At 46.8% G+C, this 16,633-nt stretch carries 8 protein-coding genes; 1 reads left to right on the top strand and 7 read right to left on the bottom strand.

Annotated features, from left to right (window positions below):
- Nucleotides 1-99 precede the first annotated feature (99 nt).
- From AC58QT_RS16895 to AC58QT_RS16880, 4 genes are all read right to left on the bottom strand, one after another.
- Nucleotides 100-1,014: a carbohydrate ABC transporter permease gene (locus AC58QT_RS16895; protein WP_497410047.1), complete on the bottom strand. Its 915-nt coding sequence runs from the start codon at nucleotides 1,012-1,014 to the stop codon at nucleotides 100-102.
- Nucleotides 1,015-1,077: 63 nt separating this feature from the next.
- Nucleotides 1,078-1,983, bottom strand: coding sequence for an ABC transporter permease (locus AC58QT_RS16890; protein ID WP_497410046.1), 906 nt, complete (start codon nucleotides 1,981-1,983; stop codon nucleotides 1,078-1,080).
- Between the two features lie 236 nt (nucleotides 1,984-2,219).
- Entirely contained in the window at nucleotides 2,220-3,818 is a 1,599-nt protein-coding gene (locus AC58QT_RS16885; protein ID WP_497410022.1) for a response regulator, read from the bottom strand.
- Nucleotides 3,819-3,839: 21 nt separating this feature from the next.
- The gene (locus AC58QT_RS16880) at nucleotides 3,840-5,462 is read right to left on the bottom strand and encodes a glycoside hydrolase family 10-like protein (RefSeq protein WP_497410021.1); all 1,623 of its coding nucleotides are present in this window, start codon (nucleotides 5,460-5,462) and stop codon (nucleotides 3,840-3,842) included.
- 212 nt (nucleotides 5,463-5,674) lie between these two features.
- Here AC58QT_RS16880 and mgrA point away from each other — a divergent pair, with 212 nt between their 5' ends.
- A complete protein-coding gene (mgrA, locus tag AC58QT_RS16875; RefSeq protein WP_497284117.1) occupies nucleotides 5,675-6,667 on the top strand; it encodes an L-glyceraldehyde 3-phosphate reductase in 993 nt (330 codons plus the stop codon).
- A 32-nt stretch (nucleotides 6,668-6,699) separates the two neighbouring features.
- Here the strand turns inward: mgrA and AC58QT_RS16870 are convergent, their stop codons facing one another.
- The 3 genes from AC58QT_RS16870 to AC58QT_RS16860 all read right to left on the bottom strand — a co-directional run bounded on the left by AC58QT_RS16870 (nucleotide 6,700) and on the right by AC58QT_RS16860 (nucleotide 16,530).
- A complete protein-coding gene (locus AC58QT_RS16870) occupies nucleotides 6,700-7,527 on the bottom strand; it encodes an AraC family transcriptional regulator (protein WP_497410020.1) in 828 nt (275 codons plus the stop codon).
- Between the two features lie 51 nt (nucleotides 7,528-7,578).
- Complete coding sequence (locus AC58QT_RS16865; protein ID WP_497410019.1) at nucleotides 7,579-8,184, bottom strand: pentapeptide repeat-containing protein; 606 nt, start codon at nucleotides 8,182-8,184, stop codon at nucleotides 7,579-7,581.
- Nucleotides 8,185-8,358: 174 nt separating this feature from the next.
- Nucleotides 8,359-16,530, bottom strand: a complete 8,172-nt coding sequence (locus AC58QT_RS16860; protein ID WP_497410045.1) for an endo-alpha-N-acetylgalactosaminidase family protein — start codon at nucleotides 16,528-16,530, stop codon at nucleotides 8,359-8,361.
- Between the last annotated feature and the right edge of the window lie 103 nt (nucleotides 16,531-16,633).

Genomic DNA, 16,633 nt, shown 5'->3' with positions numbered 1-16,633 from the left:
CTATTTTTCCCTTTGAGTATGGATAGCGCAATATACCAAATATCATGGAACCATTGTAGAGCCGGCCCACCACCACCCTTCAAAAAATTGTTTCCAGATTCAACCCTTCACAGAGCCTACAAGAACACCTTTAACAAAATATTTTTGTAGAAATGGATACACACAAATAATGGGAAGTGTAGCTAAAATGATCGATGCCGCTTGAATGGACTGCGGTGAAACATTGAGTGACGCGTCAACATTGGTGCGCATAAACGTGTCAGTTGATGATACGAACAATTCTTTCAAATATAACTGCAGAGGTTTCAAATCTGCCGAGTTAATATAGATTAGCGAAGTAAAGTAATCATTCCAGAACGTAACCGCATAGAACAAGGCGATCGTCGCTAGTACCGGCATGGAAAGGGGTAAAATAATACGAACAAGAATCGTCATGTTGCTGGCCCCATCCATTTTTGCCGATTCCTCAAGGCTGTCTGGCAGACTTTCGAAGTAGTTTTTAACAATGAGCATGTTGTACACATTGATCATATAGGGCAGGAATAGCACAGGCAGCTTATTAATCAGATGAAGCTTGTGCATGAGCAGATACGTCGGAATCAACCCACCGCTAAACAACATCGTAAATAAAAACAGCAGGATGAAAAACTTGCGTCCTCTCAGTCTAGGCTTAGAGAGCGGGTAAGCGGCTAGCGTGGTCATACTTAGCGAGATAATAGATCCAACCAAGGTGACTGTTATCGATATCATGAACGCACTTAGAAACATAGAGTTACTAGCTACATACGTATACGTTCCTATTTGAAAATCGATTGGAATGAGATTAACCATTCCCGCTACGACTGCCGCCTCACTGCTCAGCGATTTCGCGATGAGATTAATAAATGGAAAGATCGTCGATAAGCCAAGAAGTATAAAGAATAGGTGGTTAAGGACTGTAAAAATCTTCTCGCCGAGCGATGAAGGGATGCCCGAAGACCTTCTGGCTGATTTGGGTTTCAGCATGCTTTGCATATTCATCTTCCATGCCTCCTAAAAGCTTTGCTAGTGCAAAACGCGCATTGTAAGCAGAAGCACTTACCAAATGCCTCGTCCAAAAAACTTTCGAGCCAGACCATTGCCCGATAGGATCAAAATAAACGCGACGACGGATTCGAATACCCCTACAGCAGTTGAAAAGCTATAATCTTGTTCGCCGAGACCAATTCGATACACATACGTACCAATTACGTCTGCGACATTGTATACACTTGGATTGTACATGACGAGAATTTGTTCCGTTCCAGCCTCCAGCACGTAGCCGAGCCGCAAAATGAACATAAGTAAAATGATCGGAATTAAGCCTGGCAACGTGATATGTACGATTTGTTTCCATTTATTCGCACCATCTATCTTCGCTGCTTCATACAGGCCGGGATCAATACTTGCTAAGGCAGCTAGATAAATAATCGTATTCCATCCCGTTTCCTTCCAGCCTGCCGACCCGATGAGTACAGAGCGGAAAATTTGACTGTCTAGGAAAAAACGGATAGGTTCACCGCCCATAGCAACGATGATTTTGTTGACCATTCCACCATTCGTGGAAAGTAGATCGATGAATAATCCGCTGACGATGACCCAGGATAAGAAGTGTGGCAAGTAGACGACAGTTTGCACGCTTCGTTTGAACGCGATGTTTTTTAATTCATTAAGTAAAATAGCAATTACGATGGGGAGTGGAAACAGAAACAAGATTTTATAAACGGAAATCAGCAACGTATTCTTAAATACTTGCAAGAAGCTTGCAGAGGAAATCAGTTTATCGAAATGCTTCATGCCGACCCATGGACTTGCTGCCATCCCATCGAAAATATTAAAATCCTTGAACGCAATAATAATTCCGTACATCGGCGTGTACTTGAACAGCAAGAGGAATGCGATGCCAGGAATAAGTGCAAGGTATAAATCCCAATCTTTCCTGACATCGATCCACAATTGCTGCATATATCTCTTTTTAACATTTTTTTTCAAAGATAGGACAGTTTCCTTTGTAGTGTTCGTTTCTCTCAAGGTGCCTCCTCCTTCGTACTGTCTTTCTAAACTTAGTGTATCATCCTCCGTTTTTTTGCGAATTAGAGGAATATTACTTGTTTTGGTACTTTGATAACTTCTCGACTAGAAAAATGAAAAAACCTTCCCGATGATGATCGAGAAGGCTGATGAAACGGCATCTATACGATTTAATTACGAATCTCCCCAGGCGTGACACCCCAGTATTTACGAAATACTCTTGTAAAATAACTCACATCCCTGTACCCAACGCCAGATGCGGCATCGTACACACGTGAGCCCTCCTGCAGAATGGCTTTGGCCCGCTCCATTTTTCTTTCCAGTACATAGGTCGAAAAGGCTTTCCCTGTTTCTTGCTTGAAAAGGCGGCTCAGATAGGACGAATTGACATACATTCTGTCTGCGACAGCATGCAGCGTCATTTCTTGGTCAATCTCATTTTCCACTAGGCTCAAAATGGTCTTGATCATGCCATGACTCGTCGATTTCCGCCTATGGCCGGCATAATCCAAATACGCTCTTATCATACGCTGCAGCCAAAAAAGGATTTGCTCCTTTGATGCGAGCTCTGAATGGTTATGAAAATACACATAATCCTCGCCAGCTACTTCCCTCACCGGCCACCCCTGCTTTTGGATCATGCTGATAAATAAACAGGTGAAATAGAGAATATGCTCACGAATATCATCAACAGTTTCCGCTTTGGCCATCCCGCTGTTCCAAATTCCCGTTAACGTTTCCATTGCCTTCTCACAATCCCCTGTTTCAAGAGCGATTTCCAGTGTTTTTTCCAGGTTAGGCTGAAACGTCAGCTCAGGCTCTCTTCCCTGTTCAGCACGATACGGAATTGCCAAATCATGCCCAAGAACGATTCGATCCTGCAACGCGCGCACCGCTTGAACATATAGCTTATTCATCTCTGCTATGCTGCCAGGCATACCGCTGATCCCCGCACTCGCACTTAGCTTAAGGCAGCTTTTCACTGTGAATAGCAGCTTTTCAGTTAAAGCATTGATTTTCTGCAGCGCAATTCTAGGCTCCTCTTCACTTGCAAGCTGGAAAAGGATAACCGTACAGCCTGCAAAATTGGTGGACACCCAGCTCTGTGTATGCGATAGTGCTTCTTTCACGATACTGCCGAGCGAAAATTGGAGCAGTGACATATCTTTCCTGCTGAAACGCTGTTCGGTCGCCGAAATCGGGTCCATATCGACGACAGCTACGGCGTATAAAGCTTCCTTTGGCAAATCCAATTGTAAATCCTTGCACTTCTGCTCAATCTCCCACGCTTCGAATTTCCCATTCAACAAACCCTGAAAGAATTCGTTAACCAATTGCGGAAGGTGCAGCTTCCACTTCATCTTCAGCTCGTCTTCGTTATGACGCTGCTCAAGCTCACTCTGCAACCTCTCCGCTGCTTCGAGCACCGTCTCCAATATTTCCTCATCGCCGGCTGGTTTCAACAAATATTTCATAACGCCAAGACCCAGCGCCTGTTGGGCATACGTGAAATCATCATGTCCACTAAGCACAATGATCTTCAACAAAGGATCGACTTGACGCAAGTGCTTAGCTAATGTCAACCCATCCATTTCTGGCATTTGCAAATCCAACAGGATAATATCAGGCTTTTTGCGATCAATGATTCGAAGTGCTTCCGCTCCGTTACCAGCTTGACCTACGACCTCAATCCCATGTTTATCCCATGGAATATTGTTGGCTAGCGCATTTCTGAGACGGATTTCATCTTCCACAATTAATAAATTCATAATGGGGACCTCCGCTCACATTTATTTCACTTGTTTTATCTCCGAGTAGCATAGAATCTCTTGTACTTCTATCAATGTGTTCATCAACTGCTGCACGACAGAGGCATGAATCTTCTTCTCTTCGCTTGCTTTTAACAGAAATTGCTTACAAGCCTCTACCTGTTCTTCCAGAGGGGCATACACATCATCGCCTGCATTCCTTTGCAAAATAGAAAGGAGCAACTCCACTCTGCCTACAAGATCATTCGCCGTTTTCTCATGTACCGCTTGGCGTGGAAGGTAAACTTGCTCTACATCTGTTATCACCGCGTGGAATGCCGCTTGAACCGCACGCAGCGGATACATGCCTGTCGATATGGCATCGTTTCGCCAAGGTCCTTTGCGCAAAGCACGTATCGTTTCATCCGTCGCTTGCCCGAAGGCAAATATGACAGTTCCGCAGTCAATCTCACGTGCAGCAAGCAGCTGCTCTACGGTTTCATGCGCTCCCAATTTGGCATACATCGGATAGATCCCGCTATATACAAGATTGCCAGGGAGCAGCTCGTTTTTGTGCAGCTGAACAGATGCACGAACTAGCGTTGCTTTTTCAAAGTAAGCCTGAGGAATAACGACATCAACATGCTGCGACCAGTTGCCAATTTTATCAGACTCCGCACCTGGTTCTGGCGCAGCCGATACTATTATTTTCGGGCTGATCTGCTTAATCTCCTTGTACAGTTCCCTTACAAAATCATCCTCGATCTGCTCGACCCACTTCATCCACGTTGCCCAAAGTTCCGTCTGCTCGTCTTCATAAATCTCAAGTGGATCCCTGCCATGTTCTCGTTGAAAAGTTTCACGGGCATGTGCGCTGAAGCAGTAACCGTCCTGCCAGTCGTCATCCACATGTGGAAACCGCATAAAGTCTAGGTTAATACCCGCAACGCCATATCTCGTAATGATCTCTTTCACGATGTCCAGTAGATACTGCCGTACAGCAGGGTTCGTTATATCGAGCCAAAAGTAACCAGTCCCCCGCTGTGGCATTGGCCTCTCGGCATCCGCTTGTCTTCGCGAGCGCGCAGACCATTCGGGATAGGCACGTAGTACAGGGCCACCCGTTGGGTCGATACCCACCATGAACCCATCCAACCAAGCGTGTACCGCGATCCCTCGTTTTTCACCTTCAAGAACGAAAGCCTCCAGTGGATCCCACCCGCGAAAAGCAGGATGCTGCTCTTCAATCTGTTTCTCCACTGCCATTCTACTTGGATAAATCGTATAGCCCCAGAGCCAAGTCTCGAGGTACAACTCATTAAAGCCTGCCGCTTTCATCCGATCTAACGTGAGGATTACTTCCTCAAAGCTATGCTCGGTAGGACGATACCAGACGCCGCGAGCTTCCGCTGCTCTACTTGGCAAAGCGCACAAATAGCCTTCCATAGCTTCTATGGCTGCAAGATTAGCCTTGCTCAAACTTTCTTCTGCATCCGCAGCCTGACGTGCCTCTTCCAGCAGCCCTTCTGCTTTTTGCACATGTTCTCTTGCCAAATCAAAAGGAGCGTTGATGTAACTTTCCCAATTCTCCTCTATTATTTTTTTCACATAGGTTATCTTCTCTTCAGCCTCTTCCAAACAATGGGCGATTGCCTGTTCTGCCATAGGTAACACCCCTTCATGTGTTTGGTATAGAAAATATCATATCCATGATGAGCTTCATAGGGGAGAGTGATTACTTTCTTTGGTAGATTGATGCGGAATAATCGAGACTTCCAAATCTGACATTAGGACATAAACAACATCCTTATGAACATTGTCTTCTGGTCCAAATCTCTCTAGAATGTAACTTATTCACATGATTAGGAGGTTCAAAAATGACTTATTCAGCTAGTTCATCCAGATATGAAGCCATGACTTATAACCGGAGTGGTCGTAGCGGCCTGAAGCTGCCAGCCATTTCATTAGGTCTGTGGCATAACTTTGGTGGTATTGACACGTTCGAGAACGGCAGAACGATGCTCAAGAGAGCTTTCGATTTAGGGATTACGCATTTCGATTTAGCGAACAATTATGGGCCACCGCCAGGCTCTGCAGAAGAAATGTTCGGGAAGATGCTCAAAGGAGATTTCGCTGCTTATCGAGATGAGATGATCATTTCGACGAAAGCAGGTTACTATATGTGGCCAGGTCCTTATGGGGAGTGGGGTTCTAAAAAGAATCTGATTGCCAGTTTGGATCAAAGCTTGAAACGTATGCAAGTAGACTATGTCGACATCTTCTATCATCACCGTCCAGATCCGAATACACCGCTTGAAGAAACGATGGCTGCTTTGCACCAAATCGTTCAACAAGGTAAAGCACTCTATGTTGGCCTTTCCAACTATAAGCCTGAGGAGACCAAAGAAGCATCCCGCATTTTGAAACAATTAGGGACACCTTGTGTCATTCATCAACCCAGTTATTCCATGATGAACCGCTGGATTGAAGACGGTCTTCAGGATGTATTGGATGAAGAAGGTATCGGCTCCATTGCTTTTTCACCGCTATTTAAGGGAATTCTTACGGACCGTTATCTGAACGGTATTGCCCCGGATTCCAGAGCTGCTAGTTCAAGCGTCTTCCTCAAAGAAGAGGATATTAATGAAGAGCGAATTTCGAAGGTGAGACAATTAAATGCACTTGCGAATGAGCGTGGTCAAAAAATGTCCCAAATGGCACTAGCATGGGTGCTGCGAGGTGGTCGTGTGACTTCGGCTTTAATTGGCGCGAGTAAAGTCAGCCAAATTGAAGATGCTGTTGAAGCATTGAAGGCTCCTGCGTTTACGAAAGAAGAGCTATCCACCATTGATGGGATTTTAAATGCCTAACAGATCTGCAATTTGAACATTTCTACGCTAATTTAGTTCGAATTCCGATATTGTTTAGGTGATACACCCTTTACACGTTTGAACATTTTGGAGAAAATCAGTTGATCCTGGTAGCCGACAGAGTTGGCAATTTCTCCAATGGCATAGTTGCTCTTCTCCAGCAAATCACTTGCTTTATTCATTCGATATTGCAGGAGATATTGTTGGGGAGGCAGCCCTGTCGCTTCTTTGAAAATAGCCGAAAAATATTTGCGATCCAGCTTAAGCAGCGCTGCAATCCCTTCAATTGAAATGGGTTCATTGTAGTGAGCATGGATGAATTCCATACTTTGAATGATATAACTATCCCATTTGGTAGGCAGTACATCACTACTTGAGGAGGCAGGAGCCACATCAAGTAGCGCCGTCATAAACGAAAATAAGGTCGCTTTGATGTGTAAATCGGCACTGTTTGAATAGGTATTCGCCTCTGTTAATTGTTCGTACATCGTCGGCATAACTTTCCGATCCATCGGAAAAATAGCATTTTCCGGCGATAATCGTGTACGCGATACAATTGATTCCACCTGCGCCCCTTGAAAGCCAATCCACGAATACGTCCATGGCTCCATGGGATCCGCTTCATAATAGCTAATCACATGAGGAAAAATAAGAAATCCTTGACCCGGACTAAGTTGATGCGTCACATTTCCAATACGAACAAGCCCTTTCCCTTTATGGATAAGGTGAATCTTGTACATATCACGGACACCAGGCCCAACAGCATGGCCAGGCTTACAATCCTCTTTGCCCCAATGCAGCAAATGTAAATCCGGATCCTTGCGAAATAAACGTTCCTGATTGTAATGAAAGATGGCCATTCGGAACTCTCTCCTCCTCTTTTGCACAGACATTATACCATAAACAAGACATCAATCTACCTTGGCACCATGTGAAAGTGAAAATAAGACCGTTTGCTCTCGATCCATTCGCATGCCTGCTATGGTGAACGTTTTGAAATCGATGCCTGTCATTTTGGCCCCTCTTACATCTGCTCCCTGTAACTTAGCTTTTGCTAGAATCGCCATGGTCAGATCACTATCTCTTAAATCAGCCCTTTCCAAATCTGCTCCTGAGAAGTCTGCTTCATGAAATTTAACGCCTCGCAAGTCCTGTCGTCCTAATCTGCTATGTCTTAAATTGGTATATGACCAATCTCCACGATAAATCGTCAAGCCATCCAAACTCGCACTCGAAAAGTCCGACCCCATCATTTTACAATGTTCAAATTTCGAAACAAACAGATTGGCACTGTTAAACGTACAATTTTCAAAAGCAGATTCTTTATGAATGGAGCCATTTAGCGAAGCTCCGCGAAAATCACACGATATAAATCGGCAGTTCGTTGTCGTGATTTCCTCTAAGGATCCGTTTGCAAACAAACAACGATCAAAGGTGCAGCTGATTAGCTCACCATATCTTAAATCTTGCTTTCCGAAGTTTACGCCCGTATACGTCTGATTTATCTGCTGGAACATGAGAGGCCTCCTAAGGTTAGTTATTTTAATATAGCATACGGCTGTCAAGTACCTGCATAAACGCAGTTGTAAATCAAGAAGTATTTTTATCAGACGTAAATAAGAGCCAAGCAGCAACACGCCGCTTAGCTCCCTTTTCCTTAATTATATAACTTGAACTCATTTGCCTTCATGTTACTTACGGTTCAGAATATTATCCTGAAACCTAACCGCAAGACTAGCCAAGTGAGCTCGCTGCAGTGCGGAGTGCGGGGACATAGTTGCATCCCCATTTCCTTGAAAGATCCCCAGTTTAACAGAGATAGCCAGATCGATACGCTCTGATTCCGTCAGCCCTGTTAGATCTTTGAAGTCTTTCAACCACAACTCATCCGCTTCCTGAATAGTCATCGTTGGATTCATGTTCAAAGCCCTAAGCGCATTGACAATTAATGTCGCTGTCTGAATGCGTGTCATGGGGCTGTCAAAATCCATGTTATTTTCGTTTAAGTCAATCAGCTTACTATCAGTCGCGGTATTGACAATATCAGCATACCATTTGTTCTGATCTACCCCGTTCGCGTCAGAAGCGTCTTTACTTACCGGAATACCAAGTGCCCGTAGGAACATTGTGCTTGCTTCAGCAATCGTAACCGACGCTGAGGGAACGAATCTGCCATCACCTACGCCAACGATTAGCATCAACTCTGCTGCCCTCTTAATTTCATCATTTGCGTAATGCCCTATCGCATCGATGAAGTTGGACTTGACGTTCACCGGCACCAACATGACATCTCCGTGGACGATAACGGTTACCGTACCATTACTATTCATCTTGGTAGGTACTGGGGTCAAGGTACCATTAGCATTCACGATTGCTAATGTAGTGAATTCGGCTTTGTCCTCGTTGGGTTGAATATTAACGGTTACTGCGTATGGTTTGTTGATATCCCCTGATGTTTTCACAATCACCGGAGGTGCAATTGCGACAATGGTCACACTTGTGTCTACGTTGTTCGCCGCAGTTGCCTTCACTGCGTCTTCCGCTGCTTTCGTTTGCTCCGATGTAGCTTTCATGATGGTGGTTGCATCCGTAGCTTCCTCAACCTGGAGGATCCACTTATTTTCGGCTGGTTTAGGAGTGATTGTCGAGACAGGCTGAGAAGGAGTCTCAGAGCCGGTGTCCCCAGAACCGCTGCCCTCAGAGCCGGTGTCTGTCGGCGGCGTGTTGGCACGGGTCACTACGATCGAATAGGTTTTCTGCGTACCATCCTCGGCCGTAACAACTAGCTCCAATGAATTCAGCCCTACGCTCAGAGATTTTACGCCCGCACCGCTGACCGTCGCGGCACTGTGGTTTTTTGTGGCAGTAATGGTCATACTGCTGACACTGTTATCCACATTGACTGCGTAGCTCATAATGTCTGAGCTGAATTCCGGAGACAGTACGCCTGCGCTTACGGTCAGGTTAGCAAGCGTTGCATCTCCCGAGTCAACCGCGCCTACTTCCACGATTAGCAAATTGTCGATGATAAACGGGTTAGGGTTATCGCTCGGCGTCGGTGAGTCATTATTCCGCAAGATACCAAACCAAGTCTGGTCAGATGTGCTCACGAACTCATACTCATAATACCCTTTCCAGTTCGGAACCGCTTTCTTAATGTCCGTGTTGCGGTAGGTGCCATTGGCTTCCCAGCCTTCAGGCATTGCCGTTATTGGCACGCCACTATCCGACCGGTTCGATATCACATTGTTATAATACGGTCCCATCGTGCCTTGTAGATAGTCATGGTGCTGATGCCCTGTAAATTCCACGTTTGTCGAAGAAACTTTCTGACTAAGTGTCCCTTTCATGCCATCCCCTAGCACAAAGGCGAAAATGCCGTTTAGGCCGGTCTGGTAATCAAAGCTGATACGGTATGTCTTGCCCTCTTCAAACCGGAGGCTCTGAGGTGTAGTCTGGTACATAATGCCCGCGCTGCCGGTAATGTTAGAGAATGAGGTTTTGCCATCCACAACAAGATCAACCGGGATGGTCGTGGTATCCCACCATTGGCCAGTAACGCTATTACCCGCCTGGTCTTTCGTTGGCTGCACAAAGTTTCTTACACTTTCGGGAGCGTTACTACTCCAAACGGGCACAGTATTGTTTTGCGTATAGGGATCATGCCGGCGCTGCATGATCGTTCTGGCTTCACGGAACCCTCCGCCGTTGCCAAGATTAAAGGGTAAGAAGCCCTCAAAGGTAGGTTTGTTGATGGACGTACCTGCTTCAGTTGTTCCGTCCGGCGCGGATTCATAATCCTGATACAAGACGATTTTCCCGTCGGTCACAGGAGTCTTCGGTGTTGGCGTGGTAGTCCTGTACATGCGCACGTTGTCAAATCGCACCTCACCTTCGCCCGCCTCGGCGTGCAACCGGATTGTTGCCGTAGGTGCATCTGCGGTGAATACAACGCGCATCCGGAGCATACTGGTTTTTTCTTTGGAATCATAGCGGTCATAGTTGAGCAAGATGGAGGAATCTGTGTAACTGGAACGTCTAGCTCCATCTGTATCCACGATGAGCGATGCCTTGCGCGTTTTTCCACGTTGTACTTCCACCATAACTGAAACTGCGTACTCATCGCCTGGCGTCAAGCCGGTGATTGTCTGACTGACCTCCATTTCGTTACCATCCTTAACGGCGAGCTCCCAGTTGCGGCTTCTGCCGTGGTTGTCGGCATTCGAGTTAAGCTGCGCTACAGCCCCGTCATTAGTGAAGAGTGGCATAGTTGTATTGTCGTTACGCACTGCTTCGGGATTCCCACTAACAGTTTTCCAACCTTTGAGATTGCTGCCTGTGCTGAAGCCAGGGTTATTCACGTATTGTCCCTCGCCAAAGTCAACATCCACATCCATATCCTGCTGTTCTTTGTACACCACATACGGGGTTCTTGCATCCGTATTGATAGTTACTTTTCCATTTTTCACCATAATTATCTGTTCAGAAGATTTGCCTAGGTCGGACAACTTATATACGTAGACGTTCTCGAGGCCCGCCCAACTGTCGGGGAGTTCCCAGGTCGTACTGCCGCCGTTATCATTCCAGTGGTAGAGTTTAATTTCCTTTTGTTCTTGCTCATCTATCTTTTGCATGTCGCCCTCGTTCCACGGTATCAGGTACTTGGTTGAACCTTGATCCGTGCCGATTGCATTAACCTGCTCGTAAATCTTCTTTCCGTCTTTTTCCATAATACGTTTACTGTTTCTTGTTTCATTATTAAGGTTCTCATAACCCTCTGCATAAACTTTCACTTCTCCGTTATTAAACTCGATGTAGTCCGCCCAGCCATTCTTATCCTTGTCCATACGCGTAACGGGGAAGTGCTGCATGTACTTAGTTGGAATGTTATTGCGATAGATTTTCTCAACAATCGAGTCGTATTCATTGATACCATTGTGCACCCAGCCCTCGTAGGAGGTCGTATCGGCGCCCATCAGCAGGAAGGCGCTGTTTGGCACTCGGGTTTCCTCAATGTCAGCCTTCCAGTTGTCGGTGGTGTAGTTATCCCAACGGTCTTTGGAATCGTTGAAGATAAACCGGGCAATATCGCTGGAATATCCTTTGAGCGATGCGGGGCTGTAGCTCTTTTCCACGGACCAGTGCGCCCATGCGGCGGAGTCTTCTGCAACGTACGGCCATTCCACGAAATACGCAAGGCCATTATCTTCATAATCCCGTGCCAGGGCATTTCCGCGCCAGCCATTGTGAGAGAACACATCGCTGTAAATAAAGCCCAAATCCGGGATATCGGTTTTAAAACGATTCATTCGCTCATAACGACTTTTTTCTTGGCTTGCCTCATTCTCATTATCTCGGGTCAACGCATCCAACTGGTCGTCGATCACATAGGCTTGGTGCAGGTAGTAACCGAACGCCACATAACCTTTGCTTCGGGGTGTTATTCCGTCGGCTTGCATTTCAACGTTTTCATAGCTGAACTGGTCAACCTTCGCGAAATACTCTGTAAAGTTGGTATGAACACCGACAAAGCTGTTGTACTGGTTGGTCGTAATGTCGGTAAACTTCCTGAACTCGTCCAAGCCGCCTAGTTGGTCATCGTAGACACTGAAGTCGCCCCAGTTGCCTGCGTTGTGGTATTTTTGCAGGATGATTTGTCCCAAGCCGTCCGTATGTAGCCAGATCCGCTTAGTTTCGTCCACAGATGCCAGATAAGGGTAGTTGGATTCGTTCCCCTGTGACATAATTAGTCGTTGTACAACCGCGTCGGCGATTTTGTCTGAGCCTACTGCTACTTTAGCGACACTGCGGAACTCATTGGCCGCATCCTGCCAGTTAACGATGCCATCGTTATTGTTTTCTTCAGCCAGCACGACCCAAACATGCGGCATATCCCTGTCGTATGGTTCATCTGTATATGTTCTGGTTATTAAGGCTTCCTCTTCTCCGTATCTACCCTCATTGTCTATAAATTTCTTGGTAGCGTCAGGGAATCGCCATACCCAGGATCCGCTGAGCAGACTTGTTGTGACCAGTGAATCGTTTCTCTTGGTGTCAGCGAAAACGCGTCTTGCCACGCTGCCATCCGTCAATCCAAAGGCGTTACTCTGAATGCTGGCGGCTACTTTCCCGTTTGACACAAAGGCGTAATTATAATAATCAGAGCCGGTCATCATATCTTTAATATTGTAAAAGCTGTCGCCGCTCCTTCCGATGTTGCTTTCCATTTTGGAACCGGCAAATGTGGAGCCAGTAGTAAAATTGCTAACCGTTACCGGATTATGATTTGGTATTTCGATGTTGAAAATACGGTTAGCGGGATCTTCCTTAATCTCAATAAAATCAAACTTGAGCACCTTCCCCTCGACCGTCGCCTTGATCTTTATTACCGCGTTCAACTCGGTCACTTGTAGGGTATAGATAACATGCTGGCTGCCGTCTGCGTTCAAGATTGGCTCACTGGATGTAACGACGGGCTTGTAGTTCTTAACCGTTGAACCTGTTAACCCTTGTGACGTATTTAAGCTATATGTCATCCCAGTGGTCAACTTTAAGGTGTCTAGCTTATTACGGTTGCCGTCAATCTTCGCACCGCTGTCCTTCATCTCATACTGAATGGCGCGAGGGAAGTCCCTATCCAGATAGACCTTTACTTCGTTGCTTTCGATGCTGAAAATACTGCTGTTCTGTGCAACCGTCACCGTGCCGGTTGATTTGATCTCCGGGTTATATAGGGAAGTCGCCGTAACTGTTGTCTCCCCAACATTTTCTCCGACCACTAAGTTTCCGTACACGGACACGATGTCAGTGTTTGCGGCTGTCCAGACAAAGGCTGGCGTGGCATTCGCTGGGACCGTTGTATAATTCAGTGTTGTCTGATCCTGATGATTTACGCTAGTGGCCGTGGACAATGTAACAGATGACGGCGGAATCACTACGTTCTCGGTGACCGTCAAACTATTAAAGCGTCCAACCGCGTCCTTCGGATTGACGATCGTACGAATGCCGATTGTATCGCCGGGTTTCAAATACACAGTAACGATGTTCGACTGTTCCGTACTGGTGAGGCTGGCTGTTGTCCTCGTATACAGTGTGCCTGCAAGCTGGCTGTTCACAAGCAGCCCCAATTGGCCGCTCGCCTGAGAGCTGCCTTTTGCATAGTTCAGAGTGATGTCATACATACCGGGCTTTTTCACTACGGCATTAGGAACGTCGATTTCAATAGACGAGCCTACCGGGACGTAGTCCATGGTGTCCACAAACCCATTGCCGACCTTAATCCCGCCGTTAAGACCGGTTAACGCGATTGGGATATTCTGTGGGACTTCACTGGCGTTGCTATTCCGTACCGCTGCTGGTGGATCGAATACATTGTTCACCGTATCCCATAGCGAGACTTGGGCAGTTTTCAACGTAATCTCGCCTTCGTTATTCTTTATGTACAGATTGTATTTAAACGTACCGCCGGTACCAGTGGACGTAATGACGACGTCCCCAGCCTTAATCGTTTGAATCCTCCCCGTTACAGGATCCACTGTCGCAATCTCCGGGTCACTGCTGCTCCAGGTGAGGGGGAAGGTCACGGGCTCCGGAATTATGATTTGAGTTCCCGACAGGAGGTAGAAGTTGCGGTTAAAGGAATCGTATTTATAGGACTCCTCTACCTCCCAGACAGAGATGTAGTCAATATTCACAAGGCCCTTGTCCGGATAGTCCACTACGTCAAGACTGGAGGTGTCGAGCACCAGAGAAATCGTGTCGCCTTCTTTCAGTCCCATCGTCCAAATATCGGACTCAACAAACACAAGCTCACTGTCCCTGCCAGCGAGGGGAATACGGTAATTACCAGGCGTTTTCGGAGAGCCATCTTCATTTTTTTCGACCTGGTCGTAGTTGACATACACGCTAATATAGTCTTCAATTTCATAATTGATGCGGGAGAACTTCAGCATGAATCCATACTCCCCATCTTTGTGGATAGTAAAAGGGAACGTAACCCCGGCACCGCGCTTCGCCCGATAGGTTTGAGGGTCGCTGCCTGTGTATAAGCCACCCAGAACAGATCTGTCGTTAGGTTGACCTGCCGGAGGCGACGAGTAGCTGCCATTCGGATAAGTCGCACCGTTGCTGGTGTTGCCAATGTTGGTACGAACTACGGTGCCGCCGAACTTATCCGCATACGCAGCCTTGTAGATTCCGTTGGCACGCGGGATAAGCACAAGAGCTTCATACGCGTTGCTCAAGTTACTCAAGGCGGTATTGAGTGTTATTGCAATCGCTGTATCGTCGAGAAGCAAGTTTTTCGCCTCGGCCAGCGCCATGGCAAACGGCACCCATGTAGCTGGGGTATAGCGTTCCTCTTTAAGGCCACGCCCCTCAATGGTCGTGACAAGCTCTTGCAGCGCTTTCCTCGCTTTGCCCTCTTCAGTGCCCAGCTCGACCGTCGCGCTGCCTCCCCCGTTGATAATCGTGAGCTTAACGTTAGAATTGGTGCTATTGACATATATGTCATAAATGCCGTCGTTCAACGTCTCGTTAAAAACAACCTTGTTACCATTCTTGACGCCAGTAGCCTTTACGACACTGTCCTGCATCAGTACGAACTCCATGTCGTTAATATCAGGATGTGGCTCTCCATCCAGAAGCACCGTCAACTCTGGCTTCTTGGAAACGGATATATTCTCAACCCACATTTGCCTTGCAGCATTGTTATTGCCTGAGTTTCTTGTATCAAGAACCCGGAGCTCACCGATGTTTGTAGGATTTTTTGCCCTGAACGCAAAGTCTGTGGCAATTTTTGTCTCTGAGCCTCCCTCCGGCGTCACCCATACGCTGTATGTTTTTGTAGTCATATTTATCATAATTTTGACATGATACACTTTACTTGCAACTAAAGGGGAAATGACATCGACACCCCACCCTGTACCGTTATATGCGCCAATGCCCGTATTGAACCGCACAAGGGCATTCATTTTGTCAACATCCGCATTCGCTGCGGTCCCACTTTGAACCAAGGAGATTGCTGTATTCGGACTGGTTGCCGTTGTGACATAGTCGAACTGAACCGTCATTTGTCCACTGGTCAAAACCTCCGGCAGCGTATAGTATGCTTTAGCAGCATTTGCGCTGTTTCTACCAGCAGCATATAACCGTAGGCTCCCCCTCACTAAGCAGAGCAAATCAATCTTTTTGTCTAGATTGTTAATTGTGATCGCGTCGGTGGTTTGATTGTTGGCCCCATCACCGCTCCATTTGTACGAATACCCGGCTTCGAGCACGTCCGATGGCGATGACATCGCCCCCCTTCCTTCGGCGGTAATCACTAACGTTTTGCCGCCGAGAACCACGGCACCGCTGGCAATGAAGTTATCGTTGTATTTAGCGACGATAGCTGAACCATTGGACGCACCTGCATCCTCTGCCCTGAATTCAACCGTGTAGTAGTTGAGTGTCTTGGCAGCAGTTCCAGAGACGGCGACTGTTTCGCCGGTATCGACACTGCCATCAAAAATGTTATAAGTACCGTCATAAACGTCAAATGTAACCGTGCCGCCAATGTCGGAACCGCTATGCATTATTTCCCCATTCTGCCTCAGTGTGAACGTTTTCCCGTGCCCGCCAAACGGTTGGCCGTCTTTGTTGATGGTAAACGTTACTTTGGGAGCGCTCGCAGAGAGCGGCTGTATAACGCTTTGTGGACCATCGCCTCCGCCCGGCTCGAGCGTCTCCCCACCCACGCTGATCAACTCGGCCTCGGATCCATGTGGCTCAGCTGCAAATGCTGTCAATGACATAAGGTTATCGCCGATTAACGACAGCATCATGACCAAAACCAACATCATGCTCAGAAATCTGCATTTCATTTTGCTCACAGTTTTTCCTCCTTATTAATTGTGAATTCACACTGGATTGTGTTGTTGCCTCAGCTCGTTGGTACCAACAAAATGTCTTTGTTTCAACACAACC

The sequence above is a fragment of the Paenibacillus sp. J31R109 genome, from assembly GCF_059692055.1.
This window is presented reverse-complemented; position numbering and strand designations above follow the sequence as displayed.